The sequence below is a fragment of the Streptomyces sp. NPDC050528 genome (assembly GCF_044457795.1).
Classification (GTDB): Bacteria; Actinomycetota; Actinomycetes; order Streptomycetales; family Streptomycetaceae; genus Streptomyces.
Genome location: NZ_JBITHH010000017.1, coordinates 193910 through 207112, shown reverse-complemented (window position 1 = coordinate 207112; position 13203 = coordinate 193910). Strand labels below are relative to the sequence as shown.

10 protein-coding genes, 1 tRNA gene and 2 pseudogenes are annotated in these 13203 nt (G+C 70.4%); 6 read left to right on the top strand and 7 right to left on the bottom strand.

What is annotated here, in order from left to right; translation table 11 throughout:
* Nucleotides 1-88: 88 nt before the first annotated feature.
* Together ACIBK4_RS43880 and ACIBK4_RS43875 are read left to right on the top strand one after the other, a co-directional pair.
* Nucleotides 89-937, top strand: coding sequence for an oxidoreductase (locus tag ACIBK4_RS43880; protein WP_399004589.1), 849 nt, complete (start codon nt 89-91; stop codon nt 935-937).
* On the top strand, nt 937-1551 hold the full coding sequence (locus tag ACIBK4_RS43875) for a TetR/AcrR family transcriptional regulator (RefSeq protein WP_399004587.1): 615 nt from the start codon (nt 937-939) through the stop codon (nt 1549-1551). The genes ACIBK4_RS43880 and ACIBK4_RS43875 overlap by 1 nt, the downstream gene beginning before the upstream one ends.
* A 64-nt stretch (nt 1552-1615) precedes the next feature.
* On the opposite strand, the gene ACIBK4_RS43870 is transcribed toward ACIBK4_RS43875, so the two are convergent.
* On the bottom strand, nt 1616-2266 hold the full coding sequence (locus ACIBK4_RS43870) for a type III effector protein (protein WP_399004585.1): 651 nt from the start codon (nt 2264-2266) through the stop codon (nt 1616-1618).
* Between the two features lie 130 nt (nt 2267-2396).
* On the opposite strand from ACIBK4_RS43870, the gene ACIBK4_RS43865 reads away from it, so the two are divergent.
* From ACIBK4_RS43865 to ACIBK4_RS43855, 3 genes and pseudogenes are all read left to right on the top strand, one after another.
* Nucleotides 2397-2831 (top strand): Hsp20/alpha crystallin family protein, encoded by a 435-nt coding sequence (locus ACIBK4_RS43865; RefSeq protein ID WP_399004583.1) that lies wholly within the window; start codon nt 2397-2399, stop codon nt 2829-2831.
* Nucleotides 2832-2940: 109 nt separating this feature from the next.
* Nucleotides 2941-3307, top strand: a pseudogene (locus ACIBK4_RS43860) (DUF2267 domain-containing protein); the annotation flags it as partial.
* 158 nt (nt 3308-3465) lie between these two features.
* Nucleotides 3466-3900 carry a DUF2267 domain-containing protein gene (locus ACIBK4_RS43855; protein WP_399004581.1) on the top strand — a complete coding sequence of 145 codons (435 nt, stop codon included), beginning with the start codon at nt 3466-3468 and terminating at the stop codon, nt 3898-3900.
* A 193-nt stretch (nt 3901-4093) separates the two neighbouring features.
* On the opposite strand, the gene ACIBK4_RS43850 is transcribed toward ACIBK4_RS43855, so the two are convergent.
* Nucleotides 4094-4429, bottom strand: coding sequence for a MerR family transcriptional regulator (locus ACIBK4_RS43850; RefSeq protein ID WP_399004579.1), 336 nt, complete (start codon nt 4427-4429; stop codon nt 4094-4096).
* 740 nt (nt 4430-5169) lie between these two features.
* Between ACIBK4_RS43850 and ACIBK4_RS43845 the strand changes: the two are divergent.
* Nucleotides 5170-5325, top strand: a pseudogene (locus tag ACIBK4_RS43845) (flavoprotein); the annotation flags it as partial.
* 125 nt (nt 5326-5450) lie between these two features.
* Here ACIBK4_RS43845 and ACIBK4_RS43840 read toward each other — a convergent pair.
* The 5 genes from ACIBK4_RS43840 to ACIBK4_RS43820 all read right to left on the bottom strand — a co-directional run bounded on the left by ACIBK4_RS43840 (nt 5451) and on the right by ACIBK4_RS43820 (nt 13134).
* Nucleotides 5451-5523: transfer RNA gene (locus tag ACIBK4_RS43840), tRNA-Lys, on the bottom strand.
* Nucleotides 5524-5632: 109 nt separating this feature from the next.
* The gene (locus tag ACIBK4_RS43835) at nt 5633-7201 is read right to left on the bottom strand and encodes an amino acid permease (protein WP_399004577.1); all 1569 of its coding nucleotides are present in this window, start codon (nt 7199-7201) and stop codon (nt 5633-5635) included.
* Between the two features lie 69 nt (nt 7202-7270).
* On the bottom strand, nt 7271-10045 hold the full coding sequence (locus ACIBK4_RS43830; RefSeq protein ID WP_399004575.1) for an FG-GAP repeat domain-containing protein: 2775 nt from the start codon (nt 10043-10045) through the stop codon (nt 7271-7273).
* A gap of 165 nt (nt 10046-10210) precedes the next feature.
* A complete protein-coding gene (locus ACIBK4_RS43825) occupies nt 10211-12403 on the bottom strand; it encodes a DEAD/DEAH box helicase (RefSeq protein WP_399004573.1) in 2193 nt (730 codons plus the stop codon).
* Between the two features lie 221 nt (nt 12404-12624).
* On the bottom strand, nt 12625-13134 hold the full coding sequence (locus tag ACIBK4_RS43820) for a hypothetical protein (RefSeq protein WP_399004571.1): 510 nt from the start codon (nt 13132-13134) through the stop codon (nt 12625-12627).
* Nucleotides 13135-13203: the final 69 nt, after the last annotated feature.

Sequence of the window (13203 nt, the reverse complement as noted above, 5' to 3'; positions counted from 1 at the left end):
AAGCGAGGGAGAGCGACCAGGCTCCTCCCGAGTCCCTGCCAGAGCAACAAACCAGAGCAACAAGCCAGAGGAACGAGCCGGAGGAACAATGCGGGAACAGACGTGGCTCATCACCGGTGTCAGCACGGGCCTCGGACGCGCCTTCGCCCAGGCGGCCCTGGCCGCCGGGCACACCGTCGTCGGCACGGTCCGTTCGGAGCAGGACCTGCGCGCCTTCGAAGAACTCGAACCCGGGCACGCTCACGGCCGCATCCTGGACGTGACGGACGGCGAGGCCGTCTCGGACGTGATCACCGAGGTGGAACAGAGCGTCGGCGCCCTGGACGTCGTCATCGCCAACGCGGGCTACGGCCTGGAGGGCACCTTCGAGGAGACCCCGCTGGCCGAGGTCCGGCGGCAGTTCGAGGTCAACGTGCTCGGGACGGTGGCCACCCTGCAGGCGGCGCTGCCCCACATGCGCCGGCGCCGCCGCGGACACCTGATGGCCGTCACCTCCATGGGCGGGCTCATGGCCGTGCCCGGCCTGTCCGCGTACTGCGGCAGCAAGTTCGCGCTGGAAGGCATCCTTGAGGCGCTGGGCAAGGAGGTCGCGCAGTTCGGGATCCACGTGACGGCGATCGAACCCGGCTCCTTCCGCACCGACTGGGCCGGACGGTCCATGTCACGCGTCGCGCAGTCCATCGACGACTACGCCGAGTTGTTCGCCCCCATCCGCGAAGCGCGGCAGAAGGCCAGCGGGAACCAACTGGGCAACCCGGCCAAGGCCGGTGACGCCGTCGTACACATCACGTCGGTGGACCGGCCGCCGGCCCACCTCGTCCTGGGCTCGGACGCGCTGCGCCTGGTCACCGCCGCGCGCACGGCCGTTGACGAGGACATCCGCGCATGGGAGACGCTCTCCCGTACGACCGACTTCGCCGAGGGCGCTCAGCTCTGATGCCCGGCCACCACCCCGCGCGAAGCCGACGCACCACCGAGCGCAAGGGCGATGTCCGCGAGCGGGCCATCCTGGACACCTGCGAGGCTCTTCTGGCGCAGAAGGGCTACGACGCCATGACCGTCGGCGACATCGCCCAGGGCGCCGGCATCACCCGCGGCGCCCTGTACTTCTACTTCGGCTCCAAACAGGAAGTGGTCACGGCGCTCGTGGCCCGGACGGTCGAGCACCTGTGGGAACGGTCCCGGGTCACCGCGCGGGCCGACGATCCCCGCCAGGCCATCACGGCGGCCATGCACCGCACGGTCGAGCTGTGGAACGAACACGGCCTGGTCATGCGCACGGCCATCGACCTGTCCCTGACCGTGCCGGAGATCGGCGAACTGTGGAGCCGTACGGCCGACTTGTTCATCACGGCCATCACCGCCGTCCTGGAACGAGCCGGCATCCGGTCCGGCCCCGAGCCGGAACAAGCACCGGCAATGGCACGCGCCCTGTGCTGGATGATCGAGCGGACCTTCTACCACGCCTCACAGGAGTCCCGCGCGAACCTGCAAAAGGCCTCCTCGACCTGCGAACACATCTGGCTGACCAGCGCCGGCCTGACCGGCTGACCACCTGACCGCCTGACACATCCGGCACTGCCGGTATATCGCTGCTGACCATCGTGGGGGTGGTTCAGCGGTGGTCGCTGCCGCCTTGGCGGAGTCGGTCGGCGAGATGAGTGATGGTGTCGATGCGGTCCGCGAGGTCGGGGTGGTTGGCCTTGAGGTGTGTATGGGTGTCGGTGAGCGGGTCGATGAGGCTGGCGGTGTCGTTGTCGGCGAGGGCTTCGGCGAGGCGGGCCAGGGGTGTGCGGGCCTGGGCGGGAAGGTCGGTGAGGGCGGTGATCTGGCCGGCGAGCTGGCGCAGGTCGGCGGCGTTGGTGCGGGCCCAGGCGGTCAGGGTGCGATCGGCGGCGCGACGGCTGCGGGTCGCTTGCACGCGCTGTTCGCCGGTGGTGCCGGGGGTGCCGGGGCGTACGCGCAGGTAGCGGCGTTCGGCGGCCTGGCGGCTGGCGACGCCCAGAGGGTGGGCGAGGTCGGCCCAGCTGGAGCCCGCCGCACGGGCCGCCTCGATGAGTCCGGGTTCCCACCCCGCGAGCTGCTCGCGCAGTTCGCGCAGCATGAGCAGGGCGGCCAGGGCCTCCTCGGAACTGGCGTGCCCGCCCTCGGCGGGTGGTGGGGTGTGCGTGTTCTGGGCGGTGCGAACGGCCTCGTCGATCGTGTTCAGCGCTGCCGCGGCGGCGAAGAACGAGGTGGGGTCACGGGGCTCGGGGGAAGTGGGCACGAAGATCCTCCCGGAGTGCGTGTCATCCAAAGGACGACTCTGAGCTTGTCATCGTTTGGATGACATGTTACAACGGTGTCAGACGAAGCGCATTGGCAGTTCCTGCCAGACCTGTGGAGGTGTTTTCGCGATGTTGATGCGCACCGACCCGTTCCGCGAACTCGACCGGCTCGCCCAGCAGTTGACGGGTGTGACCGGTACCTGGTCCAGGCCCTCGGCGATGCCGATGGACGCCTACCGCGAGGGCGAGGAGTACGTGATCGCCCTCGACCTGCCGGGTGTGGCGAAGGACGCGATCGACGTCGATGTCGAGCGGAACATGCTCACCGTCAAGGCCGAGCGCCGCCCGGTCGCCAAGGCCGACGACGTGCAGATGGAGCTCTCCGAGCGGCCTCTGGGCGTCTTCTCCCGTCAGCTGGTGCTGGCCGACACTCTGGACACCGAGCGCATCACGGCTGACTACGAAGCAGGGGTGCTGACCCTGCGGATCCCGATCGCCGAACGCGCCAAGCCCCGCCGGATCACCATCGGCGGCCAGGCCGAGCCCCGGCAGATCAGCGGCTGAGGAGCCAGTCCCCTCGACCGCACCGACGGCGGAGGACGGGCATCGATCTCCCCCTCACCTCCCGTCCTCCGCGCCGCCTCCCTCGCACGACGACGCAGAAGAGGCAAGGGTGGCCATGCGCTGGGAGGCATTCCTCGACCACGTGCGGGAACGCGGCGAGTACAACCGCACCCCAGGAAGCCGAGCGGGCCGCGCGCACCGTTCTCGCGCCGCTGGGCCCGCATCTGGTGGGCGAGGTCCGGGCCGAGCCGGCCGCCCGGCTCCCGGAAACCTTCGCCCTGGTTCTCCTCAACCCCCCGCGGGCGACCGAGCCACTCCCGCCCGAGCGGTTCCTGCGGGCGACCGCGGCACGGATCGAGGGAGCCACCGAATAGACCGCCGCCTGGGACGTCGGCGCCGTACCGAGTGTGACCGCCGACGCGGCGGGCGATGAACTCACCCGCCGCATCCTGCTCCAGCTCCCCCCGGGCTACGACAGCTCCCCACGGGCTACGACCTCCTCTTCGGCCGCCCCGAGCACACCGGAACACCCACATCGAGCACACCTGAACCCGTACCGATCGCCCCGCCCACACGGTCGGCGAGGCCGGCCGGCGCGACACCCCCTTCACACGAGAAAGGCGACCACTTCCCCATGCTTCCGCTGCGTGAACCGACCCCTGCCCGGCCCGGCATGACGTTTCACCAGATGCTGGAAAGAATCCGCTACGAGGGTGCGTATCCCACCCGGGAGCGGGCCGAGGACGTCACGCGCGCCGTGCTGGAGGCCCTGGGCCGCCAGCTCACCGGCGACGAACGCGTCGACCTCGCCGCCTGCCTCCCCGTAGAGGCCGCACTCGACCTCACGGGCCAGATCCCCGCTCCCCAACCACTCACCGGCTGGGGCTTCGTCAAGGACCTGGCCGCTCGCACCGGCGCCACCCCCGCGACCGCCCGTTGGGACACCGGAGCCGTGCTCGCCGTCGTCGGCCAGCTGGCCGGACCCGGCCTCCTGGACCGCATCCTCACCCAGCTCCCGACCGGATACGCGCTGCTGTTCGGCCGCGCCGAACTCACCCGGACCGCCTGACCGCCCCGAACCGCAGCGGGCGAGGACGGCAGCAGCAGCCAAGGACACGGTCGACACGCGAAAGGGCTCCGCCGATGACATCGCCGGAGCCCGGCGCGCCTCGCACCGCCGAGCGGGGCAGGCCGCCGCCATTCTGTCGAGCGCTGGGTGAGGCCGCCCCGGGAATCCCGCGGTCGGCGTCCCCGTCGGCGGGTCAGGCGTCCGCCGCGCCCTGCGAGTTGGCGGCGTTGCGGTGTTCTTCGTTGATGCGCCGGGCTTCTTCGAGCTGGTCTTCGAGGATGATGATGCGGCAGGCGGCCTCGATGGGGGTCCCGTGGTCGACGAGTTCCCGGGCGCGGGCGGCGATGCGCAGCTGGTAGCGGGAGTAGCGGCGGTGGCCGCCGGCGGAGCGGAGCGGCGTGATCAGGCGGGCTTCGCCGAGAGCACGGAGGAAGCCCTGCGTGGTGCCGAGCAGTTCGGCGGCTCCGCCCATCGTGTAAGCGGGGTAATCGTCGTCGTCGATACGGCCGAACGAGTCGTCTGCTGTCATTTGCACCTCTCTGTGGAACGCGTCGAGGGGCCTTGGTGCCGTACGGCACCAAGGCCCCGAAGGAACTGCTACACCATCTGTCGGCTCTCGTACTGCGCCGACCCTCTGTTTCCGCAGACCCGACCGGCATGCTGCCGGGGCTGCTGGGATCGCGGTTGCTTGACCGGAGACCACCTCACTATCGATGTCCTGCGGTACCCGGGTTCAAGATGTCGGCCCGGGCGATCCTGATGGCGCTCGGCTCCTCCGTTCTTCCCTCTGGGATCAACTGCTGACAAGTGGGGTACTGCTGGGTCCCGCTCACGGCGGCCCCTGATCACCGCGGGCCACCCGGTCCGGTCGTCAGCCCCGTCGCCGTCCTGCAACCGCTCTGGCTTCGAAACTCCACCACCGCACCGTCCTGCGAACTGCACTCGCGTGTACTGCCGCCCGGCAGTTCGTGTCTGCCAGGCCCTACTGTCTCTCTGAGCTACGAGAGAACCTTAACCACGCCTCAGGGGCAATGTCTACTCTGACAAACACAGACTTTCGCGCGTTCGAAAGAGAGGCAACCAGCCTCGAACAGCGACAGGCGCAGGAGGAGCGGCTGTCAGTACCTGGTTCACGGGCCACGGGCCGGGGAACGAGACACGGCTGTCAGAGAGGGGCTCGGTCTGCTCTGCGAGCGGCCTGAAGCGCGGTGACGCGTTCTCTTGGTGTGTGGTCGCACCGGGCCGCGCTCTGGCTGGAGACCACCCGCGCCCACAGTCCGCCAGAGTTTGGAGCGGCTGCGCGAGATGGGCGTCCTGATCGGGTCGTACGAGCCTCACCGGCCGAAGGCCGGCGGCGGGGCCGACCGCTGGCCCCGGGAAGAAGTGCTGGAACTGCTCGCCCCAAGGCTCCACATACGACCGTGACGCCAGGCCAGCACCGTGCACGCTCACGCACGCCGGCCCCGAAACCAAAGCAGCGCCCAACCCGACCAAAGTCGAATCAGACGCTGCACAGCAGGTCAGAGGCCTTAACCCCCGCCCACCGCCGGTAGACCCTGTGGGACTCGAACCCACAACCAATGGATTAAAAGTCCACTGCTCTGCCAATTGAGCTAAGGGTCCTCGCGATGTTGCCTCCCCGAGCATAGCGGGAGGTGGCCGTGTCTCCGATCGGGTATCGGGGACACGGCCGCGCCGGACGGGAGGAAGACGGCCGGGTGGGTCCGGAGTGTTACGGATCAACCGGTTCGGGCGCCCCGGCCCGTGCCGCCTCTCGCGCCTTCGTTCGTACGTGTTCCGGGTTCAGGAACCACTCCCGGGCCGAGGCGAACCACCAGGCCGCCGCGAAGCCCAGGACGACCAGGACCGCCACCGGCGCGTAGTTGAAGGACTCCCACGTGACCGGTGACACCTGCGGCAGCATGAACAGGACGGTGATCACGATCACCCACACCACCGACACCGTGCCGATCAGCCGCGACCACCGGCCCAGATGCCACGGCCCGCGCTGGAAGTCGTCCCCCTTGCCCAGCCGCAGCAACGTCGGGATGACGTACGCGATGTACAGGCCGATCACCGCGATCGACGTCACCGCCGCGTACGCCGTGACATTGATCAGGTAGGGGAGGCCGAGCACCAACGCGCCCGCCGCCGCCAGCCACACCGCCGCCACCGGTGTCCGCGTGCGCGGGCTCACCGTGTGCCAGACGCGGGAGAACGGGAGCGCGCCGTCGCGTGAAAAGGCGTAGATCATGCGGCTGTTGGCCGTCACCGACGCCATCCCGCAGAACAACTGCGCGCCGATCACGACCAGGAGCAGCAGCTTCCCCGCCGTCGCGCCCAGCGCGTCCAGCAGGATCTGCGCCGGGGGTGCCCCCGTCGCCGAGCCCAACTCCTTGTCGTAGGACTGGATCGCGTACGTGAAGCCCAGGAGCAGCACGAAGCCGGCTATCCAGGACGTCCAGATGGAGCGGACGATGCCCTTCGGGCCGGCCGTCGACGCGTCGTGGGTCTCCTCCGTCATGTGGGCCGAGGCGTCGTAGCCGGTGAAGGTGTACTGCGCCATGAGCAGGCCCAGCAGGACCACGTAGACCCCGCTGCCCCAGCCCGTGTTGTTCACGAACTTCGTGAAGACGAACGTCGTCGACTGGTGGTGGTCGGGGACGAAGGCGAGCGCTCCTACGATCACGCCCACCCCCAGCACGTGCCACCACACGCTCACGTTGTTGAGGAGGGCGACGATCTTCACGCCGAAGGTGTTCAGCAGGCCGTGCAGGATCAGGATTCCGGCGAACAGCAGCACCGTCCTGCCCGGCGTCACCTTGAAGTCGAACTGCAGGTTCAGGTACGCGCCCAGGAACGACGCCGCCCCGAAGTCGATGCCGGCGGTCACGGCGACCTGGCCGAGGACGTTGAACCAGCCCGTGAACCACGCCCAGGCCGCCGCCGAGCGCGGGGGCGCCAGGCGGTGGGCCCAGAAGTACAGGCCCGCCGACGTCGGGTAGGCCGAGCAGATCTCGGCCATCGACAGGCCGACGAAGAGGGTCATCAGGCCGACCGCCACCCAGCCCCACATGATCACGGCCGGGCCGCCCGTGTTCATGCCGAACAGATACAGCGTCAGGCAGCCCGACAGGACCGAGATGATCGTGAAGGAGACCGCGTAGTTGGAGAACGCCGACATGCGGCGGGCGAGAACCTGCGTGTAGCCGAGTTGGGCAAGCCGTTCTTCGTCGGAGAGACCGGATTGATCGGAGTGATCTCCCTTTGACAGCCCACTCGCTATGGCGTCATCTGTCATGCCCCCAGCGATTCCCTCGCCGGGGGCGTGACATGCGCCACTTAAGGAATCGATAAGGACTCGATGTGGCTAAAAAATGCCCTTGTAGCCCTGCCATCCGGTCGCGATCTTCACCCGCGCCCCGAACGACCCCTTCCCGTCGCCGCTGTTGCGGTACAGCACCCCGGCCGAGTCCCGCTCCACCAGGTCCGCCTTCCCGTCCCCGGTGATGTCCCCGACCCCGACCACCGCGTTGTACGACCCGCCCCACGCGGTGAACAGTTTCGCCCGGGCCCCGAACGTGCCCTTGCCGGTGCCGTAGTAGCGGTACACGGTGTTCGACTTGTCCTGCGCGATCAGGTCGCCGATGCCGTCGCCGTTGAGGTCGCCCACGCCGACCACCTTCTTGTACGTCTTCCAGTCGGCGTACAGCTTCACCCGCGCCGACAGCTTGCCCGCGCTCGTCCCCTTGTAGAGGTACACGGTGCCGGACGAGGCCGCCCGCGCGATCAGATCCGGGCGGCCGTCACCACTGATGTCACCGGGCGCGGTCAGCACGTCGTACTGGTTCCAGCCGCTCGTGCCCAGGGACGTGTACGACGTCGTCGGCTTCGGCGCCGTACCGCAGGCCGGGTTGTACGCGCGCAACGCCCCGCTGCTCAGCTTGACCAGAACGTCGTTGCAGCGGTCTCCGCTCAGGTCGCCGAAGGGGACCGCCTTCACGGTCGTCGGCCAGCCGGTGCCGCTGACCTTTCCGGTGAACGTGCCCGTCCCCGTGCCCTGTTGGAAGGACAGGGCCCCCGAGGAGTCGAGGGTGAGCAGGTCGGCGATGCCGTCCCGGCCGACGTGGTCCCGGCGGACCGGTGCGGCGGGTGTGCCGGCGGTCAGGAGGTGGATGCGCTCGGCGGAGTCCACGTAGACCAGACGGTTGGTGTACGGGTCCAGCGTCCAGCGGATACGCCGGTCCGAACCGCCCGCGCGCACGTCGAGGTTGGCTGTCGCGGGCAGGGCTGCCACGTCGGCGGTGACCGCCTTGCCGGAGCTGACGTCGGTGCGGACCAGCTTGCCGCGGGCGGTGTCGTGCCGGATCACGAAGCCGTCGGCCAGCAGGGCGTCACCGGCCGGTACGGCCACCGAGCGTCCCCGGGAGCGGTCGAACACGCCCGCCTTGCCCTGGGTCGCACAGGTCCAGTAGATCCAACGGGCGTACACCTGAAGCTCGTTGGGCGTGCAGGCGGAGCCGATGTTGACGTCCACGGCCGGTGCGGTGGAGCCGAGCCGGGTCATCGTCAGATGTCCGGCGGCGGACGCGGTGGTCCACAGCTGACCGTCCCGGAGCGTGGCGGTGGTCGCCGTGCGCGTGGCGACGACCTGGTGATGCGTCCAGTCGTAGACGTACTGCTTGTGCACGGTGCCGGAGATCACCGTGTACGGGCCGTCCGCCGTCACGACCTGGGCGCCGTCGAAGGAGACGCTGTCCGTCAGGCCGGCGGAGGTGCGGTGGTGGATCGTTCCGGTCGCGTCGGGGCCGTCGTCGTAGACGACCGATCCGTCCGTCAGGCCGAAGGAGTGGACGCAGGCGTACGCGGCGCCGCACGGCTTGACCCAGCCGCCGGCCTGGCGCACCGGTCCGGCCTGCGGGGGTGAACTCGCCGACACCGTACGCGAGTTCCACATGACGTCGTACGACGGAGACGCGGTCTGATCGGTGTACGTGAGCGTGCCGCCGGCCAGGGTCAGTCCGTCGACGGGCGCGGGCACCGGCGGCAGGTCGATGATCTCCCGGGCCACCACCTCGCCCTCGGACGACTCGGTGAGGCGCTGGACGCCCCAGTCCTGCGGGCCCGAGCCCGCCTCGACGATGAGCGACCCGTCGGGCGCCTCCCGGAGGAAACCGTCCATCGCGGGGAACAGCTGCCGCCAGGTGCCCCCGGTCAGCGGCATGGTCAGCAGCTCACGGGTCTCGTTGTCGACCGCCACGACCTGGTCCCCGAGGACGGAGAGCGAGACCTTGCCGACCGTGGGGGCGCCGGGGACCTGGGTCACCGGGCCGGCCGGGTCGTCCCGGCGCACCAGGCGGGCGCCGGCCCCCGGGTACCACCAGCCCACGTAGTCGTGGCTGAGGAAGGGGGTCCTGGCGGACGTGGCCGGGTACGGGTCGAAGATCTTGGTGAGGGTCCCGTCCCGGACGTCGACGAGCGCGAGCTGGTCGAGGAAGACCTTGGGGTCGTCCGTCGGCATGCGGTAGCGCAGCAGCAGGGAGCGGGCGTCCCTGGCAGTCACCGTCAGGATCTTCGCGCCCTCGGGGAAGCCCGTCACCGACGCGTCGGAGGTACCGCCGTCGGCCGTCGGCCTCAGCAGGTGCACCGCGCGCACATCGGTGCCGGTGCCCTCGTACGCGACGACCGTCACACCCGCCGGGCCGCCCCACCTCAGGCCGCTGGGCACGGTGACCGTGCCCCGGTCCGCGCCCGTGCCTAGGTCGTGGAACCGGACGACGTAGGGACTGCCCGTGGTCAGCAGTTCGTACGCCGTGTCGGACTGCGCCAGTCCGAGGGGGCCCTGGATGCCGTCCCATGGGGCGAGTTCGGTCACGTCCCGGGACTGTCCCGTCGCGTAGTCGGTCCACTGCTGGTGGGCGGTGCCCTCCGGCTGCGAGAGCAGACCGGTGTCGCCGTACCCCTCCAGCACGGCGTTGCGCGGGTTGGTCCTGATCGCGGAGTCCAGCACGGTCTCACCCGTACCGGCGGCCGCGGCCGTCCCCTCCGCCCCGGCAACCCCCAGTGAACCCGCCGCGAGCGCGAGAACGGCGACCAGCGCCGCACCCCCGAGCCCTCGGCGCCGTACGAATGTGCGGCCCTTCACGGAACCCCCCGGCCCCTCGACCCATACCTGTGTATGAAATGTGCATGCCCTGAGCGGGCCACGGGAGCGTATCAGTGAGCGGTCCTGGGGCCACCGGGGTTTCCGTGGCATACGAAAGGGCCCGTACGACCATGTCGTACGGGCCCTTCCTCAGCTCACTCGGTGTCAGCCGTTGCGCTTCCAGCGGGGCTTGTCGTCGCGGCGGCCGAAGGAACCGGTGCCGGTGCCCGTGCCGGTCGTGCCGCGGTGGCCCGGGCGGTCGTGGCCGCCGGCGCGGAAGCCGGGGCGGTCGCCCTGGCGGTCACGGTTGAACGGGCGGTCGCTGCCCCGGTGACCGGTCGCGGGACGGTCGTCGCGACGGTAACCGCCGGACGCGGGACGGTCGTTGCCGCCACGGTCGTCGCGGCGGAAGCCACCGGACGGACGGTCGTCACGACGCTCGAAAGAACGGCCGCCACGGTCGCCGTCACGGCGGTCGTTGCCGCCACGGTCGTCACGGCGGAAGCCACCCGAGGGGCGCTCGTCACGCCGGTCGAAAGAACGGCCACCGCGGTCGCCGTCACGACGGTCGTTGTTGAAGCCGCCCGAGGGACGGTCGTCGCGACGGAAACCACCACGGTCGCCGCCACGGTCGTTGCCACCGCGGTCGTCGCGACGGAAGCCGCCCGAGGGACGGTCGTCACGGCGGAAGCCGCCACGGTCGTCACGGCGGAAGCCACCCGAGGGGCGCTCGTCACGACGCTCGAAGGAACGGCCACCGCGGTCGCCGCCCCGGTCGTCACGACGGTCACGGCGCTCGTAGTTGCCGCGGTCGTCACGCTGCTGGCGCGGACGGTCGTAGGAAGAGGACTCCTCGCGCACCGGCGCGGGCTCCGCGGCGACGGCCTCGGCGGCCGCCTCCACGACGGCTGCGGCCTCGGCGACCGCGGCCTCGGGGTCGTCGCCCCGCTCACGCGCGGCACGGGCGATCAGGCGGTCCGACTCCTCGCGGAGCTCGGCGGCGCGGCGCGTGGCGCGCTCCAGCTCCTTGGTGAGCTGGACGACCTCACGCTCGGCCTGCTGGGCGGCGTCGCCCGCCGACTGGGCCTGGACCTCGGTCATCGAACGGGCGCCGGTGATCTCGGCGACCTCGGGCTCGAAGGCCGTACCGGTGTTGATGATGTGCCGCCCGGCGTCGACGCCCGCGTCCTCCATCAGCCGGAAGATCTGGCGCCGCTGGTGCGGCAGGGAGAGGGAGACGACGGTGCCTGTACGACCGGCACGCGCCGTGCGGCCCGCGCGGTGCAGGTAGTCCTTGTGGTCGCCGGCCGGGTCCACGTTCAGGACCAGGTCGATGCCGTCGACGTGGATACCGCGGGCGGCGACGTCGGTCGCGACGAGCGCGTTGACGTAGCCCTCCTTGAAGTCCGCCAGCGTCCGCGTACGGGCGCCCTGCGTCATGCCGCCGTGCAGCGCGTCGGCCTTCACGCCGGACTCGCGCAGCTGCTCGGCGATGCGGTCGGCGCCCAGCTGGGTGCGGACGAAGATGATCGTGCGGCCCTTGCGGGAGGCGATCGCGGCGGTGACCGGCGCCTTGTCCTTGGGCTTCACGATGAGGATGTGGTGGGACATCGTCGTGACGTTGCCCTGCGCGCTGTCGACCTCGTGCGTGACCTCGTTCTTGAGGTAGCGCTTGACCAGCGTGGAGATCTCGTTCTCCATGGTCGCGGAGAACAGCATGCGCTGGCCGCCGGCCGGGATCTGGTCGAGCAGCTCGGTGACCTCGGGCAGGAAGCCCAGGTCGGACATCTGGTCGGCCTCGTCGAGGACGGCGATGCGCACGTCTTCGAGGGAGCAGGCGCCGCGGTTGATGATGTCGCGGAGGCGGCCCGGGGTGGCGACGAGGACGTCGACGCCGCGCTCCAGGGCGTAGATCTGGTTGCCCATCGACGTACCGCCGCAGACGACCTTCATCTTCAGGCCGAGGACGTCGCCGTAGGGCTGCAGGGCGTCCGCCACCTGCATCGCCAGCTCGCGGGTCGGGGTGAGGATGATGCCGCGCGGGCGCTTCTTCTCGGTGCGGCCGCCGGACAGCGTCGCGAGCAGCGGCAGACCGAACGAGAGGGTCTTGCCGGAGCCGGTGCGGCCACGGCCGAGGATGTCCTTGCCGGCCAGGGCGTCCGGGATGGTCGCCGCCTGGATCGGGAAGGGGGCTGTCACACCGTTCTGCGCGAGCTTGCGCACGATGCCCTCGGGGAGACCGAGGGACGCGAAGGTGACCTCGGGAGCCGCCTCGGTGGTGGCCTCTACGGTCGTCTCGACGTCTTCGGTGCCCTCGTTCTCGGGCATGACGATGTGATCAGTACTGGAAATGGACATGCGAATGCGAAACCTTCCGGAGTATCCGTCGGCACGCGCCCGTCAACTCCGTGATTCGCTATCGACCGCCTCAATGCGGTCCGCCACGGCAAGGGAGAGTACGCGCCACACGGCGCGCTCTGCAGTGGCGCCGGGCAATGGGATCAAACGATCTACCACCATACGCACCCACCACCCCCTGAGGCAAACCGACCTCGATTGACGTGCGTCACAACCAGCTCCTACGCCGGTGATCCGGCCGCCGGCGCCGGTTCACGGTCGACGAGCTGCGGTACGGGGTCCTCGTGCGCGGAGGACGAGGGTTCCGCGACGGTCGGCTGGGCGGAGGGCGACTGCGGGCTCGGCGAAGGGTCCGGGGGCGGCGGAGTCCGCGTCGGGGTCGGCTGCGGCGCGGCCGTCGTCGGCTCACCCGGCTTCGGACTCGTGCCGGGTCTGGGTGCCTTGGTGGCGGTCGGGCTCGCCGCACCGCCCGGCGCGGACGGCGAGGCCGAACCCGAGGCGGACTCCCCGGGCTTCGGCTTCCCGTGCCCGTGTTTTCCGTCACCCCCCGAGCCGCCGAACCCGAGGTCGCCCCCGGGCACTCCCGAACCGCCGTCGGGTGCCTCGCCGGCGTGCTGCCCGGCGGAGTGCGAGGGCTTGGCACCGCCGCCCGCGTCGTCGCCCACGCTCATGCAGCCGGCGGCAGCGGCGACGACGGCGACCGCTGCGGCCAGACGGACGGGTACGTACATGGGGCGCACGGGGCCACCTCCGAGGGCGGAAAAAGGGAGTCCCCCTCTCAACTCCCGCCGCCCACCGGA

Excerpts from the sequence above, each read along its gene's own strand:
- ACIBK4_RS43880 (WP_399004589.1), top strand. The coding sequence starts at position 89 with ATGCGGGAACAGACGTGGCTCATCACCGGTGTCAGCACGGGCCTCGGA.
- ACIBK4_RS43835 (WP_399004577.1), bottom strand. The coding sequence starts at position 7,201 with ATGACAGATGACGCCATAGCGAGTGGGCTGTCAAAGGGAGATCACTCC.
- ACIBK4_RS43865 (WP_399004583.1), top strand. The coding sequence starts at position 2,397 with ATGTTGATGCGCACCGACCCGTTCCGCGAACTCGACCGGCTCGCCCAG.
- ACIBK4_RS43825 (WP_399004573.1), bottom strand. The coding sequence starts at position 12,403 with ATGTCCATTTCCAGTACTGATCACATCGTCATGCCCGAGAACGAGGGC.
- ACIBK4_RS43875 (WP_399004587.1), top strand. The coding sequence starts at position 937 with ATGCCCGGCCACCACCCCGCGCGAAGCCGACGCACCACCGAGCGCAAG.
- ACIBK4_RS43850 (WP_399004579.1), bottom strand. The coding sequence starts at position 4,429 with ATGACAGCAGACGACTCGTTCGGCCGTATCGACGACGACGATTACCCC.
- ACIBK4_RS43820 (WP_399004571.1), bottom strand. The coding sequence starts at position 13,134 with ATGTACGTACCCGTCCGTCTGGCCGCAGCGGTCGCCGTCGTCGCCGCT.
- ACIBK4_RS43855 (WP_399004581.1), top strand. The coding sequence starts at position 3,466 with ATGCTTCCGCTGCGTGAACCGACCCCTGCCCGGCCCGGCATGACGTTT.